The organism is Kribbella sp. NPDC050470 (assembly GCF_044458365.1).
Lineage (GTDB): Bacteria > Actinomycetota > Actinomycetes > Propionibacteriales > Kribbellaceae > Kribbella.
In genome coordinates this window covers 242692-267718 of the sequence record NZ_JBITHV010000004.1, presented here as the reverse complement: position 1 = coordinate 267718, position 25027 = coordinate 242692, and the positions used below count along the sequence as shown (strand labels likewise).

Sequence of the window (25027 nt, the reverse complement as noted above, 5' to 3'; positions counted from 1 at the left end):
CTTTCTACCAATGCGGCCCGCGGCGCGGAACCGCCGTATCGCCCAGCAGCACCCGATCTGCGCTCAACAGAGCGGATTTTCGGCCGAACGGCACATTTCCACCGTACGACGGAACCGATCGGCCCGGCCGTGCATCGGTAGAGATGTGAACGCGATGCAGACGGGTCAGCAGCCGGCCGAGACGGCGGACCACTCCCGGCGGAAGATCTCCCGGGCGGCGAAGCGGCGCGTCCATGCCCGCGAGTACCGCGTCCGCCGTACCCAGAAGGCTGTGCGGGCTCAGCTGCCGGTCTGGTGACCTCAGTCGCCGGCCTGGTGGTGGGCCAGGAGGCGGGTGAGGAGGGTGGTCAGGCGGGCCCGGTCGGTGGGGGTGAGCGGGGCGAAGATCTCGTCCTGGGCCTGGGCGACCAGGGTCGTGAGGCGCTTGTGCTGGCGGCGGCCCGCGGCCGTCAGGGTGATCACGTTGCGGCGGGCGTCCGCCGGGTCCGGTGTGCGGTCGACGTACCCACCGGCGGTCAGCTCGTTGAGAGCGGCAACCACGTCGCTGCGGTCGATGCCGGTGTGCCGGCTGAGCGTGGCCTGACTGGCCGGGCCGAACTCGACCAGGGTCGCCAGCAGGCGGAAGTGGTATCCCCGCGCGCCGGCCTTGGCGAAGGCCTCGCTCACGATCCGGCCCGCGTGCGCCGCGCTCTGGGTCAGCAGCCAGCTGGGGGTCTGCATCAGTACGGTCGGCGTCTGCTTGTCCACGATCGGCAGTCTACCGTTGGCCGAACCTACGATTCCGGCCGGTACTACGCGTCGCGGGCGTCCAGGAGCTCGTCCCAGTGGTCGGTCGCCCAGTCGCACATCAGCCGCATCGGCTCGAGCAGGCTGCGGCCGAGGTCGGTGAGCTCGTACGTGACTCGTCGTACCGGTTCGTCGTACTGCGTCCGTCGTACGAAGCCGTCGCGTTCCAGGTTGCGGAGGGTCTGGGTCAGCACCTTGGGCGTCACCCGCGCCAACGGGACGCGCAGCTCGGAGAACCGGCGCGGGCCGTCCTCCAGGCAGGCGATCACCAGGGCAGCCCACTTGTCCCCACCGATCCGGAACGGCAGCAACGACGACGGGCAGATCTCCTCGAACATGTCCGCCCGCAGCGCCTCCATGCCCTGGAGCGTAGTACCCAACTGGTAACCAGGCCTCCTCCTACGGTCGCTCCGTCAGCGAAACCGAGGAGGTTGCAATGGGCAAGATTCTGGTCATCGGCGCTCGCGGGCGCGCCGGACGCGCCGCCGTCGAGGAGGCCCGCCGCCGCGGCCATGAGGTGACTGCGGTCGCGCGTACGACGGAAGGCGGTGTCGACCTGGTCGCGGGAGACGTGACGGACGCGGGCCGGATCGCCGAGCTTGCTGCCGGTCACGACGCCGTCATCGCGGCGGTGTACGACGGGGGCGCCGATCCGGCCGTGTTCTTCCCCAAGGCCGCGCAGGCGTTGATCGACGGACTGCGGGACACGCGGCTGATCTGGGTCGGTCTGGCGTCGATCCTGCCGGGGCCGGACGGTGTGCCGCTGATGGACAGTGGCGGCTGTCCACAGGAGTACCGCTCGTTCTTCCTCGCGCATCAGGCCGCGCTCGACACCTTCGCCGCGTCCACGCTCGACTGGGTCTCGGTTGCTCCGGCCGGCGACTTCAACCACGCCGATCCGCGCCGTACCGGGACCTATCGCTTCGCGCCTGGCGATCCGGCGGCCTTGACGTCGTACGCCGACTTCGCGATCGCGCTCGTGGACGAGTACGACCGTCCGACGCACCACCGCGAGGCCGTCGGAGTGGTCTAGCCGGATTTCGTGGTCTGGGCGGTCGGCGCCGGTAGGTTCGGCGGTATGACAGGGGCTGAGGAGTTCATGCGGCGGGCGTTGGCGATCGCGGAGCGGGCGGCGTCGACACAGGTCGAGGCGATCAGGCGGGCGGCCGAGTTGGTGGTGGATGCCCGGGTGTTCTGGGTGTTCGGGACCGGGCACAGTCATCTGATCGCGGAGGAGCTGTACGGGCGCGCCGGTGGGTTGGCGGACGTGCGAGCCGTGCTCGAGCCGGGGTTGATGTTGCACGAGGGGTTGCTGAAGAGCTCGTTGCTGGAGCGGTTGCCGGGGTTGGCCGACGTACTGCTGCAGACCAATGACATCGGCGCGGGGGACGTCGTACTGATCGCGTCGAACTCCGGGCGGAACGCCGTACCGGTCGAGTTCGCTGTGGGGGCGCGGGCGACGGGGGCGAAGGTGATCGCGTTGACGTCGCTCGCGCACAGTACGGCGGTCAGCTCCCGCGCGCCCGGCGGCCAACGCCTCTTCGAGGTCGCCGACGTGGTCATCGACAACTGCGGCGAACCCGGCGACGCCCTGATCGCCGTCGAAGGCAGCCCCGAACGAACCGGCGCCACCTCAACCCTCGTCGGCGCCCTCCTCGCCCAAGCCCTGACCGTAGAAATCGTCACCCAACTAACCACCCGCGGCAAATCCCCCAACGTCCTCCGCAGCCTGAACGCCTAATCCTTCCCACGCGTGCTCCGCAGCCGCTCCTACGTCGCGTCCGCTCCACGCGCTCCCACCCACCCGACGTTCCTTGCGTGCTGCCGCCCGCGGTCTGCGCCCGTCCGTCGATGAAGCACCTCCCGGCGGCAACTGGCTGGTTGGAGAGCAGGCTTCGGGAAATTGCTTGGGGATGGTGTCGAACCATGGTGGGGCTGTTCGTGGTCTTGGTGAGAGGCCGGCGATGGGTCGGTCGGATTGCTGCGGGAGCGCGCCATGTCAGTCACCTACGCCGCCGGGAGTACTCGGATGGAAGCCGTCGCGCGTCGGGTGTGTTTGGAGTTGTTGGAGCCGGTGCATCTCGTCGCGTACATGTCTGACGAGCCGACCGAGGAGCTGCAGGCGCTCGGGTACGAGAGCTACCGGCCGGGGTACTTCGCCGCGCGGTCTGCTCCGCTGGGGAAGGTCCCGGCCGAGGTGGTGGATGCGTTGTTCTACAACTTCGCGCCCGGTGAGGTGGCCCGCTGTATCCCGAGCGTCTGGGACGTCGCCACTCCCGGGGCCGTGCTCGCCGCACGTCAGGCGGGCAGCGTCAAGGCACTGCGGCGGATCCTCGGCGACCTCGCCGACAGCCCCGCGCTCGCCTGCGCCGCCGACCTCGCCATCCGGGTCGCGACCAACGCGCCGATGGAAGGCCGGATCCTGTACGCCGCCCTGCGCTCGCTTCCCGTCCCCGACGAGCCGGTCGCCCGCCTCTGGCACGCAGCAACGCTGCTGCGCGAACACCGCGGCGACGGTCACCTCACCGCGCTGGTCGCCGCCGGCATCGACGGGCAGGAAGCCCACGTACTCCAGGCGCTCCACTCCGGCATGAAGCCATCGGACTACGGACGCCTCGATCCCCTCACGCCGGACCAACTGGCCGCAGTCGTGGACGGCCTACGCACGCGCGGCCTAGTCGACGCCTCCGGCGAACTCACCCCCGCCGGCCGCGAAACCAAGACCCACATCGAGTCAACCACCGACGCCCTGGCCGCCCCCGCCTACACCACCGTCACCCCAGACGAGCTCGACCAACTCACCGCCGCCCTGCAGCCAATCGCTGCCAGGATCAAGTCGGCCGGCTACCGGAGCTAGACGGATCGGTGGTCGAGGACGGCGGTGACGAGTGACTCGAGGACCGCTGTTGCTTCGGCGGGGTCGCTGGTCGCCCAGTAGGTGGATTCGAGGTGTTGGATCTCGGGGCTCATGCCGAAGCGGTCGTACCACTGGGGCAGGTACTTCGGGAACGGCGGGTAGTGGCCCTCGCTGAGGAACCATGCGGTGTAGACGAGCTTGTGAAGTTCAACCGCGAGGCTCGCATGGAGCCAGCGGTTGTCGCGTTCGGCCGCCCGGTACAGCTCCTTGATGAAACCAGGTGCTGCGGTGTCGAGATGGCGCCGCACGTTGACCACCAGGGACTCCGCAGGGGTCTGCGCTCGGGCTCGGTGCTCGGCGCCGTGGCCGGTCGGATCGAGGAGCAGCTTGGACTCGGCCAGGCCGGCGGCGACGTGGATTGGCAGCGGCCACGCCGTACCCGACCAGCCGTCGCCTTGTTCCAGTTCGCTCATCCAGCAGTCGAAGGTACGGCGAGGAACGTGCATGAGATCCACGTCGTAGCCGTCCATCCGCCCGTGCTCCAACGCGAGCTGTCCGTGCCGGGTGATGGTCGACGGCGCTGGGAGGGTCGCCGCGGTGGGCGCCTCGTCGGCCCAGATGAGGATGAGGTCGAGGTCGGAGTCGTCAGTCAGCCCGGCGATCACCGACCCCTGGCCATACATCCAGCCGAGGTCTTCAGTACGGCGGAAGTGGTCGGCCAGCCGCTCCAACGCAACAGCCAATCCACGCATGCCCAGACACTACGGGTGCCAGGAGTCGAGGGCTTGCTGACCAGCCGGTGGGCTTGAACAGGAATTAGCGGCTCTTCTGACTGATGTGTGGGTCAGGTTGGTGCCCTAGTTCGCCACCGAGGGCGGTCGAGTGCACCGCGCCCGTGCCACCCGGACCACCCGCGAACGGGATCCCGATGCCGCGGACCGCCAGGCCATCACAATCACCACCTCCAACCCGGCACCCCGCCTGGCACCGCCCACGCCAGCCGATTGTGATGGCCCGGCGGTCCGCCCTCGCCGCTCACAAACCCGACAACCCCAACGGTGTGCGCCCGATCAACCCGCGCCCACACATCCGTCACAAGAGCCGAAATAGCCTGCGCACGGCCACGAGTCCCGCGCAGGCTCCCGGCTGTCGGACGGTCGGCAGCCAAGGGTGATCCGGCCGTCGCGAACCATAGTGCGCTCGCATGGATGCACGGTTGGTCAGCGGAAGGCGCCGGCTTGGCGGTCGAGGGCGCGCGACGAAGGAGCGCGCAGGTGCGGCCGGTAGCCCGCAGGAGTCGGGTGGGTGGGAGCGGGCGTAGCGGGCGCGACGGGCAGGTGCGCGCGCGGGCGGAACTACGTTGCGCGGTAGGCGACGGTTATGTCGTAGCGGTCGGAGCGGTAGACGGAGCGGCCGAACTCGATGACTTCGCCGGAGGCGGTGCGGGGGGCCGAGGTGATGATCAGGCAGGGGGTGGCGGAGTCGATCTCGAGGAGCTCGGCGTCGACCGGGTCCGGTGGGGCGGCAACGATGGAGGCGGAGACCATGCCGAGGGTGACGCCCCAGCGGGACGAGAGCTCCTTGTAGAGGGAGTTCTCGGTGAAGTCGACCTGGTCGAGGCCAGGGTAGCGGTGCAGGGAGAGGGCGGTGCGCTCGACGGCCATCGGTTCGCCGTCGGCGGTGCGCAGCCGGGTCAGGTGCAGGACCGGGGTGCCGACCGGTTCCTCGAGCTCGCGGGCGAGGTCGTCGTCGGCGGTGCCGACGCGGTGCTCGAGGACCTTGGCGCCGGGCTTGATGCCGCGGTCGATCATGTCCTGGCTGAACGACGAGGCCAGCATCCGGGACGGGCGCGGTTCGGCGACGAAGGTGCCGCCACCGGGGCGCCGGGCGGCCAGGCCTTCGGCGACCACCCGGTCCACCTCCTGCCGCACCGTCATCCGGGCCACGCCGAAGCGCTCGGCGAGGACGCGCTCGGACGGCAGCACGGTGCCGACGGCCAGCGAGCGGGTGAGCTTCTCCAGAATCTCGCGGATCTGGTCACCCTTGGGCCGATCGGTCCGAAGCTCCGTGGGGAGTTCGGCGAGGTCGCCTGGGTTGTTCCTTGGGCGGGCCATGAGGTCAGTATCCCTGGGAATGTGCCCGGCAAACCGGTTGCCGGGGGACGCGAGCCGGGGCGTTGCTCCTGATCGTTCGGTTGTGCCGGCCGGCCGCGACACCGCTGGCGCGGACGACCTTGTCAGCCAGACTGTAACGTCCGCCGCGGTCGCACTGCTAGTGACGGGGCGGGGTGGGCGATTCCCGCAAGTGGGTACTTTGAACCTCATGAGCCCTGCACAGTTCGTGAAGGAAAGCGCACCGAGCGGTGAATGGAAGCGGCAGGGCAACAGGTTCACCGACCGGATCACCCGCGATTCCGGCGCCCGGCCGGGCGAGGGCCCGGACGAGCACGGACGCTGGCCGGTCGAAGCCGGGCGGTACCGGCTGGTGGTCAGCCTGGCCTGCCCATGGGCCCATCGGGCGGTGATCGTCCGCAAGCTGCTCGGGCTGGAGGACGCGATCAGCCTGGCGGTCGTGGACCCGATCCGGGACGAGCGCGGCTGGCGGTTCACACTCGACCCGGACGATCGCGACCCGGTGCTCGGCATCGAGTTCCTGTCCAACGCGTACCTCCGCACCGACCCGTCGTACGGCGGCCGCGTGACGGTGCCCGCGATCGTCGACACCGTCACGGGGCTCGTGGTCACCAACGACTACCCGCAGATCACGCTGGATCTCTCAACGGAGTGGACCGAGTTCCACCGCCCGGACGCGCCCGGCCTGATCCCGGAAGACCACGCCGAGCTGGACCGGCTGATCGACGAGATCTACCGCGACGTGAACAACGGCGTCTACCGTTGCGGGTTCGCGACCACGCAGGAGGCGTACGAGGCGGCGTACGACGCTTTGTTCGAGCGGCTCGACATCCTCGAGGAACGGCTGGCGGATCGCGACTACCTGCTCGGCGACAGGTTGACCGAGGTCGACATCCGGTTGTTCACGACCCTGGTCCGCTTCGACGCGGTGTACCACGGCCACTTCAAGTGCAACCGCAACAAGCTCACCGAGTTCCCGCACCTTTGGTCGTACGCACGCCGCCTCTACCAGCGCCCGGGGTTCGGCGAGACCGTCGACTTCGACCAGATCAAGCGGCACTACTACCTGACCCACGACAACATCAACCCGAACCGCATCGTCCCCAAAGGCCCCGATCCGCGGTCGTGGACAGCGTTGCCTTAGGCAAGCAGGAAGTACCGGATCCACAGGTACGGCGCGGCGACGGCGATCGTGATCGCGGTGACCACCACGCCTTTACGGGTGAACGCCCAGAAGCTGATCGGATGGCCGGCCCGCAGCGCCAGGCCGATCACCACGACGTTGGCACTCGCTCCGACCGCGGTCGCGTTACCGCCGAAGTCGGCGCCGATGGCGAGCGCCCACCACAGCGCGTCGGCCTGGACGGGGTCGGTGATGCCTTTGGTGAGCTCGAGCACGACCGGGCTCATCGTGGCGACGTACGGGATGTTGTCGATGATGCCGGACAGCACGGCGCTGACCCCCAGGATCAGCATCACCGCCAGCAGCGCGCGTCCTTCGGTGACCTTGCCGATCTGGTCGGCCAGGTCCGCGATCACGCCGGTCTTCACCAGGGCGCCGACCATGATGAACAGGCCAGCGAAGAACAGCAGCGTCTGCCACTCGACGCTGGACATGTAGTGCCGCGTCGGCACCTTGGAGATCAGCACCAGGACGCCGGCGCCAAGCAGCGCGACCACGGACGGCTCGATGTGCAGCGCCGAGTGGCCGACGAAACCCGCGAACACGAACAGCAGCACGACGCCGCACTTGATCAGCAGCGCACGGTCCTCGATCGCCTCGCGCTCGTTCAGCCGCAGGACGTCGTTGACGCGGCCGGGATCGACGTCGAACGAGCCGCGGAACACCCGCGGCAGCACCAGCGTGAACACGATCAGCACGATCACGACGAGCGGTGCCATGTGCACCAGGAAGTCGTTGAAGGTCAGCCCGGACCGGCTGGCGATGATGATGTTCGGCGGGTCGCCGATCAGCGTCGCCGCGCCGCCGATGTTGGACGCCATCACCTCCGCGATCAGGAACGGGATCGGGTCGATGCCGAGCCGGTCGCAGACCAGCAGGGTGACCGGCGCGATCAGCAGCACGGTGGTGACGTTGTCGAGAAAGGCCGAGGCGATCGCGGTGATCAGCGTCAGCAGGATCATCACCCGCAGCGGCGACCCCTTGGCCCGTTTCGCCGCCCAGATCGCGACGTACTCGAAGACGCCGGTACGGCGCAGCACGCCGACGATCACCATCATGCCGAACAGCAGGAAGATGACGTCCCAGTCGACACCGGTCTCGTGCGAGTAGAACGCGTGCTCGGAGTCGGTGACGCCGAGCGCGAGCAGCACGCCGGCGCCGCCGAGGGCGGCCATCAACTTGTGCGTCCACTCGGTCGCGATCAGCACGTACGCGGCGACGAAGACGACGATCGCGATGGCCGTCACCCGGCCACCCCGGCGCGGTTCAGTGCGGAGTGATCGCCAGTTCGAGCAGGCGGGAGGCGGTGATCGCGCCGATGATCTCGTGGTCGCGGGTGACGACCACCAACGGGCACCTGAGCCGGGCCATGATCGCGGCGATCTCCAGGATCGTGTCGTCGTGGTTGACCACCGGGATCTCGGACGGCTCGTCCGGCAGCAGCTTGCGCACCGTCATCCCGGCCAGCTTGTCCGCGACCCGGTCGGCCAGCGACTCGTCGATCACCCGGGCCAGCGACGGGTCGTCCTGGACGTAGCTCGGCACCAGGAACCGGACCACCTGCGAAGCCGGGAGTACGGCGTACGGGTTGCCGTCCGGCCTGGTCACGATCAGCCCGGGCAGCCGCCGGGACGCGAGCAGCTCGACCGCCTGCCGCGCCTCGTCGTCCAGGCTGACCACCGGGAAGTCCTCGGCCATCTGCTCTCCGTGCACGCTTGCAGCGTACGCCGGGAACGGTGGAACGAGTGATGTCTCTCACAGGGTCCTGACAGACCACGGCACCTCCCGGGGCAACGGCAGCGAGGCTCGCACCCGGTGTGGGGACGAGCATGCCGACCAGACTTCCCGGCGCACCGGGCCCAACCCTGCCGCAACCTGCCTGCCGGGGCAAACACCAACCGGTAGAATCTCGTGAGTTGGAACCGCCGCCCTGCCGGGTGGCGGAGGTGTGCCGGGAAGCCTGGTCGGCAAAGTGTCCGAACGACCCCCCGACCGAAGGGCGCCTGACGATGAGCCAGACCCCGCGGATCCGGCAGAAGAAGCGCGCGTTCCCCCGCATCATGGGGCGGGAGCGGGCGATTCTCGCCGACACCCTGCGCGCCGAGACCACCGGCGGCCTGTTGCTGCTCGCGGCCGCCGTCGTCGCGCTCGTCTGGGCGAACTCGCCCTGGCAGGACGCGTACCACCACCTGCGCGACACCGAGATCGGTCCGCTGACCGTCGAGGCGTGGGCGTCCGACGGCGCGCTCACGCTGTTCTTCTTCCTGGCCGGCGTCGAGCTCAAGCGCGAGCTTGTGGTCGGCACCTTGTCCCGGCTCAGCGAGGCGGTCGTGCCGGTGGTCGCCGCCGTGGCCGGAATGGTGCTTCCGGCAATCATCTACCTGGCGGTGAACCTGATCGCCGACGACGGCAGGCCGGAGGGCTGGGCGGTGCCGACGGCAACGGATATCGCGTTCGCCCTGGCCGTCCTGGCGATCGTCGGCTCGTCGCTGCCGAGTGCCTTGCGGGCGTTCCTGCTGACGCTGGCGGTGGTCGACGACTTCGGCGCGATCCTGGTGATCGCGGCGTTCTTCTCGCACGGGTTCCACCTGCTCGAGCTGCTCGCCGCGATTGCCCTGATCGCGGTCTGGTACCTGCTGCAGCGCCGCCGGATCCGTACGCCGTTCCTCTACGTGCCGATCGCGGTCGCCGCCTGGTGGTTCATGCACGAGTCGGGGATCCACGCCACCATCGCCGGGGTCGCGCTCGGCCTGGGCACCCGGGTGGTCGCGGACCCGGGTGAGGAGCACGCGCCGGCCGAGCGGATCGAGCACCGGCTGCGGCCGTGGTCGGCCGGGGTCGCCGTACCGCTGTTCGCGTTGTTCGCGGCGGGCGTGACGTTGAGCGGGAGCGCCGTACGGCAGCTGGTGACCGATCCGGTCGCGATCGGCGTGGTCGCCGGGCTGCTGCTCGGCAAGACGGCCGGGGTGTTCGGCGGCTCCTGGCTGACCGCGCGGTTCACCCGGGCCGAGCTGAACTCCGACCTGTCCTGGCGGGACGTCGGCGCGGTGTCGGTGCTGGCCGGGATCGGGTTCACGGTCGCGCTGCTGATCGCCCAGCTGGCGTTCGCCGACGATGCCGCCCAGGTGGAGCGGGCGAAGGCCGCCGTACTGGTCGCGTCGTTGCTGGCCGCCCTGATCGCGGCGGTGCTGCTGTTCCGGCGCAATCGCGAGTACGCCGACTGACCTTCCCGGGTCGGGGGTACCCGTAGATCGGGACGGACGGCGGTAGTGTCAAGGGACGCAGCGGAAGGAGTGCCATGTCGATGGGGCCGAACGGGAGTGAGCCCACGGTCGGGCAGCTCGTCGCGAACGCCAGCAAGGATCTGTCCAGCCTGGTCCGCGGTGAGGTCGAGCTGGCGAAGACCGAGCTGAAGAAGACCGCGGTGGCGGCCGGGACCGGGGCCGGCATGTTCGGCGGTGCTGCCTTCCTGGCCCTGCTGGCGATCATCCTGCTGTCCATCGCGGCGGCGTACGGGTTGACCGCCCTCGGGCTGCACCCGGCGCTGGCCTTCCTGATCGTCGCCGTGGTCTACCTGCTGATCGCCGCGGTGCTGGTGCTGCTCGGCAGGCGCTCGCTCCGCAACGCCAAGGGCCCGCAGCGCGCGATCGAGACCTCGAAGGAGTCGGTCGAGGTGCTGAAGGCGATCGGCAAGGGTGACGAGACCGAGCAGATCGAACCGAAGAGCGTGCAGCGCTGAGCCCGGCCGGTGTCGTCGACCTGCTGGTCGACGGGCCCTGGTCGCACTCGCTGGTGGCGGCCAACGGGGCCCGGTTCCACGTCGCGGAGTGCGGGCCGGCGGACGCACCGCTGGTGCTGTTCCTGCACGGCTTCCCCGAGTTCTGGTGGGCCTGGCGCCATCAGCTGCCGGTCGTCGCCGCGGCCGGGTACCGCGCGGTCGCGATGGACCTGCGCGGGTACGGCGCCAGTGACAAGACCCCCGGTGGTTACGACCCCTACACAGCCGCCGCAGATGTGTCCGGTGTCATCCGGTCCCTTGGGGCCACGGACGCTGTCGTCGTCGGGCACGGCTGGGGCGGGTTCATCGGCTGGTCGGCCGCCGTACTCGCACCGCGACAGGTCCGCGGGCTCGCGGCCGTCTCGGCGCCGCACCCGTTGCTGCTGACCAGGTCCGGTCAGTCGAAGGCGCTGACCCACACCGCCTGGTTCCAGCTGCCGATCTTTCCCGAGCGTCGTCTGCTCGCGCACGACGGCCTCCACATCGAGCGCCTGCTGCGCGCCTGGTCCGCGCCTGGTGGCACGTTCCCGGACGCCGAGTCGTCCCGCCGGTACCGCGCTGCCCTGCAGGTGTGGCCGGCGCCGCACTGTGCGCTCGAGTACCACCGCTGGTTCGTCCGCTCCCGGCTGCGGCCCGACGGTCGCAAGTACTCGGCCAGGATGCGTACGCCGGTCGCCGTACCCGTGCTGCAGGTCCATGGAGCCCAGGACCCGGCGGTGTCCCCGACCGCGGTGACCCCACCGCACCTGGTCGCGGCCCCGCTCCGGCACGAGTTCCTCACCCCGGCCGGCCACTTCCCGCACGAAGAGGTCCCGGACCTGTTCAACACCCTGATCGTGGACTGGCTGGCGTCTTTCCGGACATGACGCAGCTCACCGGGATCTTCTGGTGCACCGGGCCGACCGTGCCGGTCACCACCCACGCGACCCCCTGCTTCTCGAGCCGGTAGGTCGCCCAGTGGCCGTAGCTGCACATGCGCTCGATGCCGACTGCGACCTCCTTGTGGTCGCCCTTGTCGATCACCGGACCGACCGTGACCTCCCCGAGCGCCTGGTCCTCGCAGGTGTCCGCGCTGGTGCGAGTGGAGCTCCAGGCGACAGTGACCACCCTGCCGACCAGCTGGACGATCTTGTCCTTGTCCGCTGCGGTGAAGGTCGGAACGGCGCTGTCCCGTTTCGCCTGGGTGACGATGACGGATTGATCCTGCAAAACCAGCGACTGCCAGTCCTGCGGCGGCTTGTACTGCTGTGCGCCGGCCAGGATCGCAGCCGCCCAGATCTGGGCGTTCTCGGAGGCACCGGCTCTCGCCCCGGCGTCCACGACCCCGGTCGTGGTCGAGCTCGCCACCGGATCCGTGTCGCGGTCGCGAGTGACGCCGTACACGGTGCCTGCCAGGACGACGAGCACCGCCGCCGCTGCCATCAGGATCGGCGCCAGCGGACGCCGATGCTTGGTTGCCTTCGGCAAGTTGTCGACCAGCGACTCCTTGTCCGCAAAGGTCTCCCGGAGCAGGCGCTCGAGCTCTTCGTCGGTCAGCCTGGCCATCAGCGCTCCTCCTCAGCAGGCAGTGTGTCCCGCAGTGTCGCCAGCCCGCGGGCCGCGTTGGACCGGACCGTCCCGGGCGCGCACCCGAGCACGGCGGCGATCTCGGCGTCCGGCAGGTCTTCGTAGTACCTCAGGACGAGTACGGCGCGTTGCTGCCGGGGCAAGGTCGCGAGTAGTCGCCAGGCAGTGTCTTGCAGGGCCTGACGGGTGCCGATGTCCTCGGTGGAGGGCAGGTCGACCGGCTCGGCGACCGGCAGCTCCCGGTTCTTCAGCAGGCGGCGCCAGCTGAGGAACTCGTTGACCACCATCGTCCGCAAATAGGCCTCGGGGTTGTCCAGCGACTGGATCCGGTCCCACTTGCGGTGCGCCCGGGCGAACACCGTCTGGACCAGGTCCTCGGCGCTGTGCACGCCCCCGGTCAGCATCAGGCCGAGCCGCAGCAGCCGCCGCTCGGTCGAGACCACCAACTCGTCGAACGACAACGTCCCCTCCGTCGTCACCGTCATACTCCTAGAACGCGGTGGCGGCGCGGATCTGCTGCACGCTAGGTACAGGTTCTCGTGGAAACTTCCTGGGTGGCGGTCGCGCCTTCGCGGGCGTCGTCGGAGACCTGCTCGGCGGTGAGCACGTAGCCGGTCCGGTTGTCCTCGACCGAGGCCGCGAACACCACGCCGTACACAGTGCCCTTGTTGGACAGCAGCGGGCCGCCGGAGTTGCCGGGGCGGACCGAGGCCCAGATCGAGAACGCCTCCCGGGTGACCGTCCGGTCGCCGTAGATGTCCGGGCCGCGGAGGCGCTCCTCGGACCGGATCCGGGCCGGCTCGGAGTCGAACGGGCCGTTCTCCGGGTAGCCGAGGACGACGGCCGGGTCGTCCGCCTTGCCGGTGAAGTCGAATGGCAGCGGCTTGGTGGTCAGCTTCGGCACGTACAGGACCGCGATGTCGACCTCGGGGTCGAACACCACCACGGACGCCTCGTACGACTGCCCGTCCACCTCGACCTGCGGCGAGCCGACGCCGGCGACCACGTGCGCGTTCGTCATCACCCGCTGCGGCGCGTAGACGAACCCGCTGCCCTCCAGACCGCGCGAGCAGTTGGCCACCCCGGTGATCTTGGCGATCCGGCTGTACGCCGCCCGGACGGCCGGCTGCCGGGAGATCTCGCCGTCCGGCGGCTGCGTCTCCCGGATCCGCTCCGGCACGAACGGGTCCAGGAACCGCGGGAACAGATCGGTGTTGACCACGTCGTTGAACGCCTGCAAGGCCTGGTCGGCACGCTGCGGCAGCACCTCGTCGACCTTCGCCAGCACCTGCGAGCCGCGCACCGCCGACGTCACGCTCGGGATCCGGGCGCCGCTCACCGCCACGCCGAGCACCCAGGACACGATCAGCACCGAGACCGCGGCCAGCGCGGCCCCGCCGAGCGCGTCGACCGCCTTCACCGGCGTCCAGGAGATCTTGTTTCTCAGCCTGGACCCGAGGACGGCGCCTATCGTGCGGCCGATCGAGGCCAGGATCACCACCAGCACCAGTGCCGCGAACGACACCGAGACGCTCGGGGAGAAGTTGTCCAGCACCCGGGGCACCACCCAGACGCCGACCGCGGCGCCGCCGAGCAGGCCCAGCGTGGCGCACGCGCCCAGCACGAACCCCTCGATGTACCCGGAGATCGCCACCAGCCCGGTGATGATCAGCAGCGCGTAGTCGAGCTTGCTCACTCCACACCTTCCGACTGGACACCCTCAGACCGGCCGAGGTCGTGCTCGATGGCGGTCATCCGCCGCACTTCCTCCGGCCGCCGTCCCTCACTCCGCCAGGCCGCCTCGACCAGCCGGTCGGGCAACGGTACGACGACGGAGGGGTCCCAGTCGCGCGACCAGCCACCGAGGACGAGCAATTTGTCCAGCAGACCGGCGGTGAAACCCCAGATGTAGAGGTCACCGACGGTGAAGGCCGGGCCGGTGAACCCGGACGGGTGCAGGCAGCTGATCCGGTTCGCCGGGTCGGCCAGCGCCTGCACGGACACGGTGTGGACCGACGCGACCTCGGCCGGGTCGACCACGGCCACCGGCGACGGCTCCCGCCACCAGCCCAGCACCGGTGACACTCCGAAGTTGCTCACCGGCACCCACAGGGCGGGCCAGACCGCGAACGGCACCACCCCGGCCGGGTCCAGCCCGGTCTCCTCCTCGGCCTCGCGCAGCGCGGTTCGCACCAGGCCCGGCTCACCGGTCCCGTCCTCCGGGTCGACACCGCCGCCGGGAAACGCCATCTGCCCGGCGTGGCGGCGCAACGTCCAGGCGCGCTCGGTCAGCAGCACCTCCGGCCCATCGTTGCCCTCAGCAAGCAAGATCAGTACCGCGGACTTGCGCACCGACGGATCGTCCGGCGGCAGGAACCTCGACAACTGCGCCGGGTCCACCTCCTCCGACGCCGTCGCCAACGGCTTCAGCCACTCCGGGATCTCGACACCCTCGAAGGTCATAGGGCCACTCCGAGCTTGTCCTTCACCAGCTGGTCGAGCTGCTGCTGCGAGGTGAGCACGCCGCGATGCACGTGGACGACGGCGCCGTCCTTGTCGACGAAGGCGGTCAGCGGCGGGCCGCCGATCCGCAGCGCCTGCTGGATCGTCTTGTCCTGGTCGACCAGGTGCGGGTAGGCCAGCCCTTCGTCGGTCGCGAACTTCACCGCCAGCTCGGGCCGCGGGTCGGCGTAGTCGATCCCGAGCATCTGCACCTTCCCGGTCTTCGCCAACGCAGCCAGGTACGGCGCCTCGTCGCGGCACGGACCGCACCACTGGGCCCAGACGTTGACGACGAGCGGGCCCCGGAGGTCGGCCAGCCGGATGTCCGGGCCCTCGCCGAGGCACCGCAGGCTGACGTCGGGCAGGCCGTTGCTGACCGGAGGCTTGGACGGTGTCGACGGGCAGGCCGCGACCTTGGCCGAGGCGTTGGCCGTGGTGCCGGTCGCCGAGGACTGGGAGTCGTCGGCCGGCTCGGATCCGCACGACGCCAGGACCAGTCCGGCGACGAGCCAGCTGGTCGCGCAGAGCGTCGTACGGAGTCTCACGCCGGGACCTTCACCAGCTTCGCGGCGACCACGGGGTCGGTCGGGCCCGCGCCGTACGACGGGCACCACTGGGCGATCGGGCAGGCGCCGCAGGCCGGCTTCTTGGCGTGGCAGCGGCGGCGGCCGTGGAAGATCAGCCGGTGCGACAGCATCGTCCAGTCCTTCTTCGGGAACAGCGCGCCGATCAGGTGCTCGACCTTGACCGGGTCCTCCTCGGTGGTCCAGCCGAACCTGCGGACCAGGCGGCCGAAGTGGGTGTCGACGGTGATCCCGGGGACCCCGAAGGCGTTGCCGAGGACCACGTTCGCCGTCTTCCGGCCGGTGCCGGGCAGCTTCACCAGCTCCTCCAGCTTGCCCGGCACGACGCCGTCGTACTCGTCGACCAGGGCCTGGCCGAGCTTCATCACGCTGTTGGTCTTGGCCCGGAAGAAGCCGGTCGGCTTCAGGATCGCCTCCAGCTCCTCCCGGTCGGCCTCCGCGTAGGCCTGGGCGGTCGGGTACTTGGCGAACAGCGTCGGAGTCACCTTGTTCACCATCACGTCGGTGGTCTGGGCCGACAGGATGGTGGCCACCAGCAACTCGAGCGGGTTGGTGAAGTCCAGCTCGCAGTGAGCGTCCGGATACGTCTCGGTGAGCACCTTGTGCATCTTGCGGGCCCGGCGGACCAGCTGGGTGTGGGTCTCACCGGTGTAGACCGGCGCCTTGCGGGGCAGCTTCAGCGGCACCTCGACGACGGGGTCCGCGACACGCTGGGATGGCATGGAGGCAAGCCTACGTGGCGGCGCCGACACCTGAGGGGCTACGGTTTTGGGGCAACCGGGCGGTAACGGCCCGGTGCCGGGCGAGGCCGGACCCCGCCCGTCAGCCGTGGTCGAAGGTCCGAGGAGGCCCAAAGTGGATGCCGCAGTGCTCCGACAGGCACCGCTGTTCAGTCAGCTCGACGACGAGGCAGCCGACGCGCTGGCCGCGTCGATGACCGAGAACCGGCTGCGCCGCGGCCAGGTCCTGTTCCACGAAGGCGACTCCGGTGACCGGCTGTTCGTCGTGGTCGAGGGCAAGGTCAAGCTGGGCCGCACCTCCGCCGACGGCCGGGAGAACCTGATCGCCGTGCTCGGCCCGGGCCAGATGTTCGGCGAGCTCTCGCTGTTCGACCCGGGTCCGCGGTCCGCCACCGTGACCGCGGTGACCGACGCGTCAATGATGTCGCTGACCCACGACGAGCTGCTGCGCTGGCTGGCCGGCCGCCCCGAGGTGGCCCGCGGCCTCCTGCTCCAGCTGGCGTCCCGGCTGCGCAAGGTCTCCGACGTGGTGGCCGACCTGGTGTTCTCCGACGTACCCGGCCGGGTCGCCAAGGCCCTGCTCGACCTGGCCAGCCGCTTCGGCCGCACCGCCGACGACGGCGTCCACGTGCACCACGACCTGACCCAGGAGGAGCTGGCCCAACTCGTCGGCGCCTCCCGCGAAACCGTCAACAAGGCCCTAGCCGACTTCGCCTCCCGAGGCTGGGTCCGCCTAGAACCCCGCTCCGTCGTCCTCCTGGACGTAGACCGCCTCCAACGCCGAGCCCGCTAACCCCATCCCGCGCGACCCCACCCCGCCGCGGCACCACCCCGCGCAGCCCTGCCCTGCCCTGCCACCCCCGCCCTCCCCTGGCCCACTTCGAGCGGATATCCACTCGGAGTGGGGGTTCTCCGCCCGTACACGAGGGGAGAACCCTGGCGTCGGCCGGATATCCGCTCGAACGAGGCGCGCAGCCGCGCGGCCGAGGAGCGGGGCGTCGAGCGGGTGCGGTACGGCGTCAGGCGGCTCGGGCGGGGCCTGTGAGCGCTCTCCCGATGGTGCCCGCCAGGTGGGCCGGACGCTCGAGGTCGGCCCAGTCAGCTCGGACCACGGTGAGGCCGAGGGCCCGTAACCGGTCCTCGCGGCGCTTCTCGCGGACCAGCACCTCCGGCGATCCGCCGCCGTACTTGAGCATGCCGTCGAACTCGACCACCGTGTCGTACGCCGGGAAGTGGAAGTCGACACGCCCGACAAACCCGTCGGCGTCGTGCAGCTCGGCCTGAAGAACCGGCGTCGGCAGACCGTACTCGTGCAGCAGGACCCGCAGGCGCGACTCACCGACCGACTCCGACAGCCGATTTCCGAAGCGCAACGCCGCCCGCGCGTTCGGACTTCCGGGCCAGAACTCGGAGACGTGCAGCAGGCGGCGGACGTCCGCATCACTGACCTCGTACTCACGGAGTGCAGCGTCGACACCCACGACGGCCGCCTCGAACGACGTCGTACAGGCCGACTCGACTGCGGCGCGAAGTGGGCTCGTCACCAGCCGGCCTTCGACCTCGGCCAGGTCAGCGGTTGCCAGCTTCCCGAGGTGATGCTGAACGCCCGCGACGACTCCACCGGACTGCCCATCTAGACGTGTGACGTGCACCCTGCTGAGGTCCAGCCCCCAGCGCGGTAGACGGTGCAGCACGAGCGACGATTGATGGCTGACCACAACAGACCCGGTTCGTAGCGAGTTCATGACCGCATGGATCTGCCGGCGATGGTCCCACTCCGCGCGCTCCCAATGTTGCAGCGCGGAGAGATCCACCCGCTCGGCGTACTGTCCACGCCGGATCCGCTGCCAGCGGCCGTCGCTGAGCCGGCGAACGATCTGGTCGAGGGTGTATCCACACGCCAACGCCTGGGCACGACTGAACACGCCGCCTTGTCGCCCCGCGAGCAGCTCGAGCATCCGATTCACCCCGCCAGCATCTGCCACCCGACGCCGGTTCCGCCCCCGCATCCCCCAATCTGTGGAAATCCAGTTCGAGGGGAGATCCCCTCGAGGTGTGGGTTCTCTGCTCGCAGACGAGGGGAGAACCCACGACACCCGGGGTTATCCCCTCAAGTAGTCCAACTGGGCTCGGACGGAGCGTTCGGCGGCGGGCCAGAGGGTGGGGGGTACGTCGGCGTAGACGTGGGCGACGATTGCTTCGGGGGTGGTGTGGCCGGCGGTCAGGGCTGCGCGGACCTGGTCGAGGCGTTCCTGGCGGTGGTTGACGTAGTAGGTGAGGACGTCGGTCGGGTCGTCGATGACGGGGCCGTGGCCGGGGAGCAGGCGCTCGACGCCGGCGGCCGAGTTGGCGAAGGCCAGCAGGCGGTCCAGGGAGTCGAGGTAGGGGCCGAGGGCACCGTCCGGGTGGGCGACGACCGACGTACCGCGGCCGAGGACGGTGTCGCCGGTCAGCAGCGAGCCGTCCTGCGGGAGCCAGAAGCAGACCGAGTCCATCGTGTGGCCGGGAGTCGGGAGGACCTCGATGCGGAGGCCGCCGACTGTGATCACGTCGCCTTCGCTCAGGCCGTGGGCGCGATCGGTGGGCAGCCGGTACGCCGGGTCGACCGCTCGGACCCCGCACCCGGCCTGGTTCGCGAACCAGGCAGCGCCTTCGGAGTGGTCCGGGTGCTTGTGCGTCAGCAGTACGACGGCCACCTTGCCGGCCTGGTCGAGCACGGCCCGCAGGTGGTCCTCGAGCATCGGGCCCGGGTCCACCACCACCGACTCGCCCGCCCCCGGCGCCCGCAGGATCCAGGTGTTGGTCCCATCCAGCGTCATCAGCCCGGGGTTGTCCGCCCGCACCAGCGTCGCGAAGTCGGTCATGTGGTCTCCAGGTAGGCCTGGGTGCCTTCGATGCGGATGGTCGGCATGACGGCGCGGATCTCGCGGTTGGCGGCGGCGGTGAGGATTCCCCCCACGTCGTCGTACGGCGTGAGGTCTCGGCAGCACACGTACGTCGGGGGCAGCATCAGCAGATCGCCTGAGTCGACCGCTGCGACGGCGTCCGCCGGGCGCATCCAGGCGACCTGGTCGGACTCGCTCGTCACGTCGCGGGTCACCTGCCCGGCCGGGAGTGCGGCGACGAAGAAGCGGGTGTCGTACCGCCGGGGCTCGAACTCCGGCGTGATCCAGTGCGCCCACGGCCCGAGCAGGTCCGCGCGTAGGACGAGCCCACGCCGGTGCAGGAAGTCGGCGAATCCGAGCTCCCGCGCCTCCAGCGCGACCCGGTCCGCCTCCCAGTCGTCGCCGGTCGTGTCGCCGACGACGGACGAGGTGGACGGACCGGCCAGCAGCACGCCCGACTCCTCGAACGTCTCCCGCACGGCGGCCGCGACGTATGCCGACGCCGTCTGCTCGTCGCACCCCAGCCGGTCCGCGAACCAGGCCGGCGCCGGCCCGGACCACGAGTCGGCCACGGTCGAGTCGGCCCCGTCCACCCGGCCGCCCGGGAAGACCGTCATACCGGCCGCGAACGCCATCGTCCGCTGCCGCCGGAGCAGGTAGACCTCCGGTCCGGCGGCAGTGTCGCGGAGCAGGATCACCGTCGAGGCCGGACGCGGCTCGGCCGGCGTCCGGCCCTCGCGGGCGAACTCCAGCGCGGCCGACGCCATCCGGCCGGACAGCAACTCGGACTTCAGGTTGCGGACCATGCGACGGTCAGGCGACCTCGACGATCAGCTCGACCTCGACCGGCGCGTCCAGCGGCAGCACCGGGACGCCGACCGCGCTCCGGGCGTGCTGGCCGGCCCCGCCGAACACCTGGCCGAACAGCTCCGAGGCGCCGTTGGCGACCTGCGGCTGGCCGGTGAAGTCGGACGTGGACGCGATGAACGCGACCGCCTTGACGATCCGCTGCACGTTCGCGAGGTCACCGATCTCGGCCTTGACCGCGGCCAGCGCGTTCAGCGCGCACTGCTGCGCGCACTCGCTCGCGACCTCGGCGGTGACGGCGTCGCCGACCTTGCCGGTGGCGATCAGGGTGCCCTCGCGCAGCGGCAGCTGACCGGAGGTGTAGACCAGGTTCCCGGTCCGTACGGCGGGGACGTAGGCGGCGACCGGCTTGGCCACCTCGGGCAGCTTCAGGCCGAGCTCGGCGAGCTTCTCCTCGGGGTGGCTCATTTGTCCTCGATCTCCCGCTTCAGGTAGGCGACCAGCGACTCCGGGTTCGGGCCTTGGACGACCTGGACCAGCTCCCAGCCGTCCTGGCCGAAGTTGTCCAGGATCTCCTTGGTCGAGTGGACCAGCAGCGGCGCGGTGAAGTACTCGAACTTCTTCATGAAGGGGACTCTAACGGGCTCCTCATCCGGTGTGCTGTGGGCCACGTCCTACCCTGGACCGTATGGCGAGGCTGCACGTGGTCACCGGCAAAGGTGGCACCGGGAAGACGACTGTTGCGGCCGCCATGGCGCTTGCCCTGGCCGACCAGGGCAAGCGCGTCCTGCTCGTCGAGGTCGAGGGCCGGCAGGGCATCGCCCAGCTGTTCGACGTGCCGCCGCTGCCGTACGTCGAGCGCCGGATCGCCCACGGTCCGGGCGGCGGCGAGGTGTACGCGCTGGCCGTGGACGCAGAGGCCGCGCTGCTGGAGTACCTCGACATGTACTACCACCTCGGCCGCGCCGGGAAAGCGCTCGACAAGGTGGGCGCCATCGACTTCGTCACGACGATCGCCCCTGGGCTGCGCGACGTCCTGCTGACCGGCAAGGTCTACGAGGCGACCCGGCGGAAGTCGCACGGCCGGCTCGCGTACGACGCCGTCGTGCTGGACGCACCGCCGACCGGCCGGATCGCGCCGTTCCTGAATGTGAACCACGAGGTCGCCGACCTGGCCAAGGTCGGCCCGATCCGGAACCAGGCCGACGCGATCATGGGCATGCTGCGCTCGGACGTGACCCGGATCCACCTGGTCACGCTGCTCGAGGAGATGCCGGTCCAGGAGACGCTGGACGCGGTCGAGCAGCTGGAGGCGCTGGACCTGCGGATCGGGTCGATCGTGGTGAACATGGTCCGCAACAGCCCGCTGGACGACGACGCGCTCGCCCTTGCGGTGAAGGAAGAACTGCCCACGACCGAGCTCAGCAAGGGCTTGCGCTCGGCCGGTGTCGCGGTCAGCAAGCACCTCGTCGCGACGTTGGCCGCGGAGGCGCACGACCACGCCGTCCGGGTCGGGCTGGAACGCGAGAACCGCGACCGGATAGATGCTTTGGGCAAGCAGGTCACCCAGCTGCCGCTGCTGCCGGACGGTATCGACCAAGGCGCCCTGTTCGACCTGGCTGAGGAGTTGCGCGCGTGACGGACCTGGATCTGGATGCGCTGATCGACGATCCTGGGACGCGCATCGTCGTGACCTGCGGCGCAGGTGGGGTCGGCAAGACGACTACGGCCGCCGCGCTGGGCCTGCGGGCGGCGGAGCGCGGGCGGAAGGTCGTCGTACTGACGATCGATCCGGCCCGGCGGCTGGCGCAGTCGCTCGGGCTGACCGAGCTCGACAACACCCCGCGGGCGGTCGCGCAGGTGAACGCCACGAACGGCGGCCGGCTGGACGCGATGATGCTGGACATGAAGCGGACCTTCGACGAGGTCGTGCTCGCCCACGCGACCCCGGAGAAGGCCGAGCAGATCCTGGCGAACCCGTTCTACCAGGCGCTGTCGTCGTCGTTCGCCGGGACGCAGGAGTACATGGCGATGGAGAAGCTCGGGCAGCTGCACAAGCAGGCCGAGCAGTCCGGAGACTGGGACCTGATCGTGGTGGACACGCCACCGTCGCGGTCCGCGCTGGACTTCCTGGACGCGCCGGAGCGGCTGGCGTCGCTGCTGGAGGGACGGTTCCTGCGGTTGCTGCTGGCGCCGGCCCGCGGGCCGTTCCGGCTGATGTCGGCCGGCGTGAACATGGCGATGTCCGTGATGAACAAGGTGCTCGGCGCTCAGGTGCTGACCGACGTCCAGACGTTCGTGGCTGCCTTCGACACGTTGTTCGGCGGCTTCCGGCAGCGGGCCGAGCAGACGGTGGCGCTGCTGCGGGAGCCGCACACCGCGTTCCTGGTGGTCGCCGCTCCGCAGAACGACGCGCTGCGGGAAGCGTCGTACTTCGCCGAGCGTTTGCGTGAGGAGAGCATGCCGCTGGCCGGCGTCGTCCTGAACCGGGTGACGAACACCCACGCTCCGGATCTGTCGGCCGAGCGGTCACTCGCCGCAGCGGAGCGGCTCGAGGAGGCGGACAAGTCGCCGCTGACGGCCGCCGTACTGCGGTTGCACGCGGACAAGATGCAGCAGGTCGTCGGCGACCACAAGCGGGCCGACCGGTTCCGCCGCGGCCACCGCTCGATCCCGACCGTCGAGGTCCCGGCCCTGGCCGACGACGTCCACGACCTCACCGGTCTACGCCAGATCGGCGACCTCCTCACCGCCTGAGTTCACCCACAGCGAACGCCGGGAATTACTTGCTTACACCCATGGTTGAGCCTGTCAGACTCAATCTTGAAAAGGGTGTGACAGCGTGACCGATACGTTGAATCTTCCTGTCCTGCCGCTGGACGACGCCGTGGTCCTGCCGGGAATGGTCGTGCCGGTCCGGTTGACCGACACCGAGGCCCGGGCCGCGATCGACGCCGCGCAGGCAGCCGGCCAGGACCAGGTCCTGCTGGTGCCGCGGCTGGACGGGAAATATGCCAAGGCCGGGACGCTCGGTGAAATCGAGCAGATCGGCCGGCTGCCGGGCGGAGCCCAGGCGGCCGTCATCCGTGGGACCTCCCGGGTCCTGATCGGCGCCGGGACCACCGGTCCGGGCGCCGCGCTCTGGGTCGGCGCGACCGTGCTGCACGAGATCACCGACACCCGGTCGGCCGAGCTCGCCCGCGAGTACAAGACCCTGGTGACGTCGGTGCTGCAGCGGCGCGGCGCCTGGCAGGTCATCGACTCCGTGAAGCAGGTGAACGACCCGGCGGAGCTGTCCGACCTGGCCGGCTACGCGTCGTACCTGACGAACGAGCAGAAGTCCTGGCTGGTGGAGAACGCGAACGTCTCCGAGCGGCTGGAGAAGCTGATCGGCTGGGTGAAGGACCACCTGGCCGAGCTCGAGGTCTCCGAGACGATCCAGAAGGACGTCCAGGAGGGTATGGAGAAGCAGCAGCGGGAGTTCCTGCTGCGCCAGCAGATGGCCGCGATCCGCAAGGAGCTGGCCGAGCTGGACGGCAAGGCCGAGTCCGAGGAAGAGGACTACCGGGCCCGGGTCGAGGCCGCCGATCTGCCCGAGCACGTCCGCAAGGCCGCGCTCGCCGAGGTCGACAAGCTGGAGCGGACCGCGGAGCAGTCCCCCGAGGTCGGCTGGATCCGGACCTGGCTGGACACGGTGCTGGAGATGCCGTGGAACGAGCGCACCGAGGACAGCTACGACATCCGGGAGTCCCGGGCCGTGCTGGACGCGGACCACGCCGGCCTGGACGACGTGAAGGAGCGCATCACCGAGTACCTGGCCGTACGGCGTCGCCGCGCGGACCGTGGTCTCGGAGTGGTCGGTGGCCGCCGCAGTGGCGCCGTACTGGCCCTGGTCGGTCCTCCTGGCGTGGGTAAGACCTCGCTGGGCGAGTCCGTGGCTAGGGCGATGGGCCGGAAGTTCGTCCGGGTCGCGCTGGGCGGTGTCCGGGACGAGGCCGAGATCCGCGGTCACCGCCGGACGTACGTCGGCGCGCTGCCCGGCCGGATCGTGCGGGCCATCACCGAGGCGGGTTCGATGAACCCCGTCGTACTGCTGGACGAGATCGACAAGGTGGGTGCGGACTACCGGGGCGACCCGACGGCCGCGCTGCTGGAGGTCCTGGACCCGGCGCAGAACCACACCTTCCGGGACCACTACCTGGAGGTCGAGCTGGACCTGTCCGACGTGGTCTTCCTGGCCACGGCGAACGTGCTGGACTCCATCCCGGCGCCGCTGCTGGATCGGATGGAGCTGGTGCAGCTGGACGGGTACACCGAGGACGAGAAGGTCGTCATCGCCCGTGACCACCTGCTCCCGCGTCAGCTGGAGCGGGCGGGCCTGACGGCGGACGAGGTGGCCCTCGACGACTCGGCGCTGCGGCTGCTGGCCGGCGAGTACACGCGAGAGGCCGGCGTACGGCAGCTGGAGCGGTCGATCGCCCGCGTCCTGCGGAAGGTGACGGCGAAGCTTGCCCTGGGCGACGACCCGGGCTCGCTGACCATCGGCTCGGGTGACCTGAAGCGGTACCTGGGTTCGCCGAAGTTCACTCCGGAGTCGGCCGAGCGTACGGCGCTTCCGGGTGTGGCGACCGGGCTCGCGGTGACCGGTGCGGGTGGTGACGTGCTCTTCGTCGAGGCGTCGCTGGCCGACAAGGAGACCGGCGCGACCGGAGTCACGCTGACCGGACAGCTCGGTGACGTGATGAAGGAGTCGGCGCAGATCGCCCTGTCGTACCTGCGCTCGCACGGCGCGGAGCTGGGGCTGCCGGTCGGTGACCTGGCCGAGCGGAACGCCCACATCCACGTCCCGGCGGGCGCCGTACCGAAGGACGGACCGTCGGCGGGTGTCACGATGACGACCGCGCTGGCGTCGCTGCTGTCCGGGCGGCCGGTCCGCTCGGAGGTCGCGATGACCGGTGAGGTGTCGCTGACCGGACGGGTGCTCCCGATCGGTGGCGTGAAGCAGAAGCTGCTCGCCGCGCACCGGGCCGGGCTGACCACGATCCTGATCCCGAAGCGGAACGAGCCGGACCTGGAGGACGTGCCGGAGTCGGTGCTGGCGGAGCTGACGGTGCACCCGGTCAGCGACGTCCGCGAGGTGCTGGACCTGGCGCTGGAACCGGCTCAGGTCGAGGCGCGCCAGTACGCCGCCTGATCGTCGTACGACC

Annotated in this window: 29 protein-coding genes; 12 read left to right on the top strand and 17 right to left on the bottom strand. The window is 70.1% G+C overall.

What is annotated here, in order from left to right:
• The first annotated feature begins 154 nt into the window (after positions 1-154).
• Entirely contained in the window at positions 155-298 is a 144-nt protein-coding gene (locus ACIBGM_RS13365; protein WP_360527023.1) for a hypothetical protein, read from the top strand.
• Between the two features lie 2 nt (positions 299-300).
• On the opposite strand, the gene ACIBGM_RS13360 is transcribed toward ACIBGM_RS13365, so the two are convergent.
• Positions 301-747 (bottom strand): MarR family winged helix-turn-helix transcriptional regulator, encoded by a 447-nt coding sequence (locus ACIBGM_RS13360; protein ID WP_360527020.1) that lies wholly within the window; start codon positions 745-747, stop codon positions 301-303.
• 44 nt (positions 748-791) lie between these two features.
• The gene (locus tag ACIBGM_RS13355) at positions 792-1145 is read right to left on the bottom strand and encodes a helix-turn-helix domain-containing protein (RefSeq protein WP_360527017.1); all 354 of its coding nucleotides are present in this window, start codon (positions 1143-1145) and stop codon (positions 792-794) included.
• Between the two features lie 77 nt (positions 1146-1222).
• On the opposite strand from ACIBGM_RS13355, the gene ACIBGM_RS13350 reads away from it, so the two are divergent.
• The 3 genes from ACIBGM_RS13350 to ACIBGM_RS13340 all read left to right on the top strand — a co-directional run bounded on the left by ACIBGM_RS13350 (position 1223) and on the right by ACIBGM_RS13340 (position 3643).
• Positions 1223-1819 carry an NAD(P)-dependent oxidoreductase gene (locus tag ACIBGM_RS13350; protein ID WP_396385598.1) on the top strand — a complete coding sequence of 199 codons (597 nt, stop codon included), beginning with the start codon at positions 1223-1225 and terminating at the stop codon, positions 1817-1819.
• Between the two features lie 45 nt (positions 1820-1864).
• Positions 1865-2527 (top strand): sugar isomerase domain-containing protein, encoded by a 663-nt coding sequence (locus ACIBGM_RS13345; protein WP_396385597.1) that lies wholly within the window; start codon positions 1865-1867, stop codon positions 2525-2527.
• A 255-nt stretch (positions 2528-2782) separates the two neighbouring features.
• Complete coding sequence (locus ACIBGM_RS13340; RefSeq protein WP_396385596.1) at positions 2783-3643, top strand: MarR family transcriptional regulator; 861 nt, start codon at positions 2783-2785, stop codon at positions 3641-3643.
• Here the strand turns inward: ACIBGM_RS13340 and ACIBGM_RS13335 are convergent.
• Together ACIBGM_RS13335 and ACIBGM_RS13330 are read right to left on the bottom strand one after the other, a co-directional pair.
• Positions 3640-4395 (bottom strand): hypothetical protein, encoded by a 756-nt coding sequence (locus ACIBGM_RS13335; protein WP_396385595.1) that lies wholly within the window; start codon positions 4393-4395, stop codon positions 3640-3642. The two genes, ACIBGM_RS13340 and ACIBGM_RS13335, sit on opposite strands and share 4 nt — an antisense overlap.
• Positions 4396-4998: 603 nt before the next feature.
• Positions 4999-5757: a GntR family transcriptional regulator gene (locus tag ACIBGM_RS13330; protein ID WP_360537828.1), complete on the bottom strand. Its 759-nt coding sequence runs from the start codon at positions 5755-5757 to the stop codon at positions 4999-5001.
• A gap of 208 nt (positions 5758-5965) precedes the next feature.
• Between ACIBGM_RS13330 and ACIBGM_RS13325 the strand changes: the two genes are divergently transcribed.
• Entirely contained in the window at positions 5966-6919 is a 954-nt protein-coding gene (locus ACIBGM_RS13325) for a glutathione S-transferase family protein (protein WP_396385594.1), read from the top strand.
• Here ACIBGM_RS13325 and ACIBGM_RS13320 read toward each other — a convergent pair.
• Together ACIBGM_RS13320 and ACIBGM_RS13315 are read right to left on the bottom strand one after the other, a co-directional pair.
• Positions 6916-8205 (bottom strand): SLC13 family permease, encoded by a 1290-nt coding sequence (locus tag ACIBGM_RS13320; protein WP_396385593.1) that lies wholly within the window; start codon positions 8203-8205, stop codon positions 6916-6918. The two genes, ACIBGM_RS13325 and ACIBGM_RS13320, sit on opposite strands and share 4 nt — an antisense overlap.
• 19 nt (positions 8206-8224) lie before the next feature.
• Positions 8225-8671 carry a CBS domain-containing protein gene (locus ACIBGM_RS13315; protein WP_396385592.1) on the bottom strand — a complete coding sequence of 149 codons (447 nt, stop codon included), beginning with the start codon at positions 8669-8671 and terminating at the stop codon, positions 8225-8227.
• Positions 8672-8967: 296 nt separating this feature from the next.
• On the opposite strand from ACIBGM_RS13315, the gene nhaA reads away from it, so the two are divergent.
• From nhaA to ACIBGM_RS13300, 3 genes are all read left to right on the top strand, one after another.
• Positions 8968-10182, top strand: coding sequence for a Na+/H+ antiporter NhaA (nhaA, locus tag ACIBGM_RS13310; RefSeq protein WP_396385591.1), 1215 nt, complete (start codon positions 8968-8970; stop codon positions 10180-10182).
• Between the two features lie 74 nt (positions 10183-10256).
• Positions 10257-10697 (top strand): phage holin family protein, encoded by a 441-nt coding sequence (locus ACIBGM_RS13305; protein WP_396385590.1) that lies wholly within the window; start codon positions 10257-10259, stop codon positions 10695-10697.
• Between the two features lie 53 nt (positions 10698-10750).
• Positions 10751-11602: an alpha/beta fold hydrolase gene (locus tag ACIBGM_RS13300; protein WP_396385589.1), complete on the top strand. Its 852-nt coding sequence runs from the start codon at positions 10751-10753 to the stop codon at positions 11600-11602.
• Here ACIBGM_RS13300 and ACIBGM_RS13295 read toward each other — a convergent pair.
• Genes ACIBGM_RS13295 through nth form a run of 6 tightly spaced genes read right to left on the bottom strand, consistent with a single transcriptional unit; the run spans position 11559 to position 16110 of the window.
• Complete coding sequence (locus tag ACIBGM_RS13295; protein ID WP_396385587.1) at positions 11559-12281, bottom strand: hypothetical protein; 723 nt, start codon at positions 12279-12281, stop codon at positions 11559-11561. The genes ACIBGM_RS13300 and ACIBGM_RS13295 overlap by 44 nt on opposite strands.
• On the bottom strand, positions 12281-12787 hold the full coding sequence (locus ACIBGM_RS13290; protein ID WP_396385586.1) for a SigE family RNA polymerase sigma factor: 507 nt from the start codon (positions 12785-12787) through the stop codon (positions 12281-12283). Before ACIBGM_RS13290 ends, ACIBGM_RS13295 begins: the two co-directional genes overlap by 1 nt.
• Positions 12788-12825: 38 nt before the next feature.
• Positions 12826-13998, bottom strand: coding sequence for a MarP family serine protease (locus tag ACIBGM_RS13285; protein WP_396385585.1), 1173 nt, complete (start codon positions 13996-13998; stop codon positions 12826-12828).
• Positions 13995-14765, bottom strand: coding sequence for a CoA pyrophosphatase (locus ACIBGM_RS13280; protein ID WP_360537808.1), 771 nt, complete (start codon positions 14763-14765; stop codon positions 13995-13997). Before ACIBGM_RS13280 ends, ACIBGM_RS13285 begins: the two co-directional genes overlap by 4 nt.
• Positions 14762-15349: a TlpA family protein disulfide reductase gene (locus ACIBGM_RS13275; RefSeq protein ID WP_396385584.1), complete on the bottom strand. Its 588-nt coding sequence runs from the start codon at positions 15347-15349 to the stop codon at positions 14762-14764. Before ACIBGM_RS13275 ends, ACIBGM_RS13280 begins: the two co-directional genes overlap by 4 nt.
• Positions 15346-16110, bottom strand: a complete 765-nt coding sequence (nth, locus tag ACIBGM_RS13270; RefSeq protein WP_396385583.1) for an endonuclease III — start codon at positions 16108-16110, stop codon at positions 15346-15348. Before nth ends, ACIBGM_RS13275 begins: the two co-directional genes overlap by 4 nt.
• Before the next feature lie 133 nt (positions 16111-16243).
• Between nth and ACIBGM_RS13265 the strand changes: the two genes are divergently transcribed.
• Positions 16244-16921 carry a Crp/Fnr family transcriptional regulator gene (locus ACIBGM_RS13265; protein WP_360537801.1) on the top strand — a complete coding sequence of 226 codons (678 nt, stop codon included), beginning with the start codon at positions 16244-16246 and terminating at the stop codon, positions 16919-16921.
• Positions 16922-17147: 226 nt separating this feature from the next.
• On the opposite strand, the gene ACIBGM_RS13260 is transcribed toward ACIBGM_RS13265, so the two are convergent.
• The 5 genes from ACIBGM_RS13260 to ACIBGM_RS13240 form a co-directional block, all read right to left on the bottom strand.
• The gene (locus ACIBGM_RS13260; RefSeq protein ID WP_396385582.1) at positions 17148-18086 is read right to left on the bottom strand and encodes a type IV toxin-antitoxin system AbiEi family antitoxin domain-containing protein; all 939 of its coding nucleotides are present in this window, start codon (positions 18084-18086) and stop codon (positions 17148-17150) included.
• A gap of 144 nt (positions 18087-18230) precedes the next feature.
• Positions 18231-18992 carry an MBL fold metallo-hydrolase gene (locus tag ACIBGM_RS13255; RefSeq protein ID WP_396385581.1) on the bottom strand — a complete coding sequence of 254 codons (762 nt, stop codon included), beginning with the start codon at positions 18990-18992 and terminating at the stop codon, positions 18231-18233.
• Positions 18989-19819, bottom strand: a complete 831-nt coding sequence (locus ACIBGM_RS13250) for an NUDIX hydrolase (RefSeq protein ID WP_396385580.1) — start codon at positions 19817-19819, stop codon at positions 18989-18991. Before ACIBGM_RS13250 ends, ACIBGM_RS13255 begins: the two co-directional genes overlap by 4 nt.
• A 7-nt stretch (positions 19820-19826) precedes the next feature.
• Positions 19827-20288 (bottom strand): RidA family protein, encoded by a 462-nt coding sequence (locus ACIBGM_RS13245; protein ID WP_360537793.1) that lies wholly within the window; start codon positions 20286-20288, stop codon positions 19827-19829.
• A complete protein-coding gene (locus ACIBGM_RS13240) occupies positions 20285-20446 on the bottom strand; it encodes a hypothetical protein (protein WP_170284624.1) in 162 nt (53 codons plus the stop codon). The genes ACIBGM_RS13245 and ACIBGM_RS13240 overlap by 4 nt, the downstream gene beginning before the upstream one ends.
• A gap of 62 nt (positions 20447-20508) precedes the next feature.
• Between ACIBGM_RS13240 and ACIBGM_RS13235 the strand changes: the two genes are divergently transcribed.
• The 3 genes from ACIBGM_RS13235 (at position 20509) to lon (ending at position 25014) form a co-directional block, all read left to right on the top strand.
• Complete coding sequence (locus ACIBGM_RS13235) at positions 20509-21459, top strand: ArsA-related P-loop ATPase (RefSeq protein WP_396385579.1); 951 nt, start codon at positions 20509-20511, stop codon at positions 21457-21459.
• On the top strand, positions 21456-22577 hold the full coding sequence (locus tag ACIBGM_RS13230) for an ArsA family ATPase (RefSeq protein ID WP_360537789.1): 1122 nt from the start codon (positions 21456-21458) through the stop codon (positions 22575-22577). Before ACIBGM_RS13235 ends, ACIBGM_RS13230 begins: the two co-directional genes overlap by 4 nt.
• 85 nt (positions 22578-22662) lie before the next feature.
• Positions 22663-25014 carry an endopeptidase La gene (gene lon / locus ACIBGM_RS13225; RefSeq protein ID WP_396385578.1) on the top strand — a complete coding sequence of 784 codons (2352 nt, stop codon included), beginning with the start codon at positions 22663-22665 and terminating at the stop codon, positions 25012-25014.
• Positions 25015-25027: the final 13 nt, after the last annotated feature.

Coding starts and splice junctions, on each gene's coding strand:
- ACIBGM_RS13330 (WP_360537828.1), bottom strand. CDS start 5,757: ATGGCCCGCCCAAGGAACAACCCAGGCGACCTCGCCGAACTCCCCACG.
- nhaA (WP_396385591.1), top strand. CDS start 8,968: ATGAGCCAGACCCCGCGGATCCGGCAGAAGAAGCGCGCGTTCCCCCGC.
- ACIBGM_RS13335 (WP_396385595.1), bottom strand. CDS start 4,395: ATGCGTGGATTGGCTGTTGCGTTGGAGCGGCTGGCCGACCACTTCCGC.
- nth (WP_396385583.1), bottom strand. CDS start 16,110: ATGCCATCCCAGCGTGTCGCGGACCCCGTCGTCGAGGTGCCGCTGAAG.
- ACIBGM_RS13340 (WP_396385596.1), top strand. CDS start 2,783: ATGTCAGTCACCTACGCCGCCGGGAGTACTCGGATGGAAGCCGTCGCG.
- ACIBGM_RS13260 (WP_396385582.1), bottom strand. CDS start 18,086: ATGCTCGAGCTGCTCGCGGGGCGACAAGGCGGCGTGTTCAGTCGTGCC.
- ACIBGM_RS13350 (WP_396385598.1), top strand. CDS start 1,223: ATGGGCAAGATTCTGGTCATCGGCGCTCGCGGGCGCGCCGGACGCGCC.
- ACIBGM_RS13240 (WP_170284624.1), bottom strand. CDS start 20,446: ATGAAGAAGTTCGAGTACTTCACCGCGCCGCTGCTGGTCCACTCGACC.
- ACIBGM_RS13250 (WP_396385580.1), bottom strand. CDS start 19,819: ATGGTCCGCAACCTGAAGTCCGAGTTGCTGTCCGGCCGGATGGCGTCG.
- ACIBGM_RS13345 (WP_396385597.1), top strand. CDS start 1,865: ATGACAGGGGCTGAGGAGTTCATGCGGCGGGCGTTGGCGATCGCGGAG.
- ACIBGM_RS13290 (WP_396385586.1), bottom strand. CDS start 12,787: ATGACGGTGACGACGGAGGGGACGTTGTCGTTCGACGAGTTGGTGGTC.
- ACIBGM_RS13355 (WP_360527017.1), bottom strand. CDS start 1,145: ATGGAGGCGCTGCGGGCGGACATGTTCGAGGAGATCTGCCCGTCGTCG.
- ACIBGM_RS13295 (WP_396385587.1), bottom strand. CDS start 12,281: ATGGCCAGGCTGACCGACGAAGAGCTCGAGCGCCTGCTCCGGGAGACC.
- ACIBGM_RS13255 (WP_396385581.1), bottom strand. CDS start 18,992: ATGACCGACTTCGCGACGCTGGTGCGGGCGGACAACCCCGGGCTGATG.
- ACIBGM_RS13235 (WP_396385579.1), top strand. CDS start 20,509: ATGGCGAGGCTGCACGTGGTCACCGGCAAAGGTGGCACCGGGAAGACG.
- ACIBGM_RS13280 (WP_360537808.1), bottom strand. CDS start 14,765: ATGACCTTCGAGGGTGTCGAGATCCCGGAGTGGCTGAAGCCGTTGGCG.
- ACIBGM_RS13245 (WP_360537793.1), bottom strand. CDS start 20,288: ATGAGCCACCCCGAGGAGAAGCTCGCCGAGCTCGGCCTGAAGCTGCCC.
- ACIBGM_RS13305 (WP_396385590.1), top strand. CDS start 10,257: ATGTCGATGGGGCCGAACGGGAGTGAGCCCACGGTCGGGCAGCTCGTC.
- ACIBGM_RS13365 (WP_360527023.1), top strand. CDS start 155: ATGCAGACGGGTCAGCAGCCGGCCGAGACGGCGGACCACTCCCGGCGG.
- ACIBGM_RS13325 (WP_396385594.1), top strand. CDS start 5,966: ATGAGCCCTGCACAGTTCGTGAAGGAAAGCGCACCGAGCGGTGAATGG.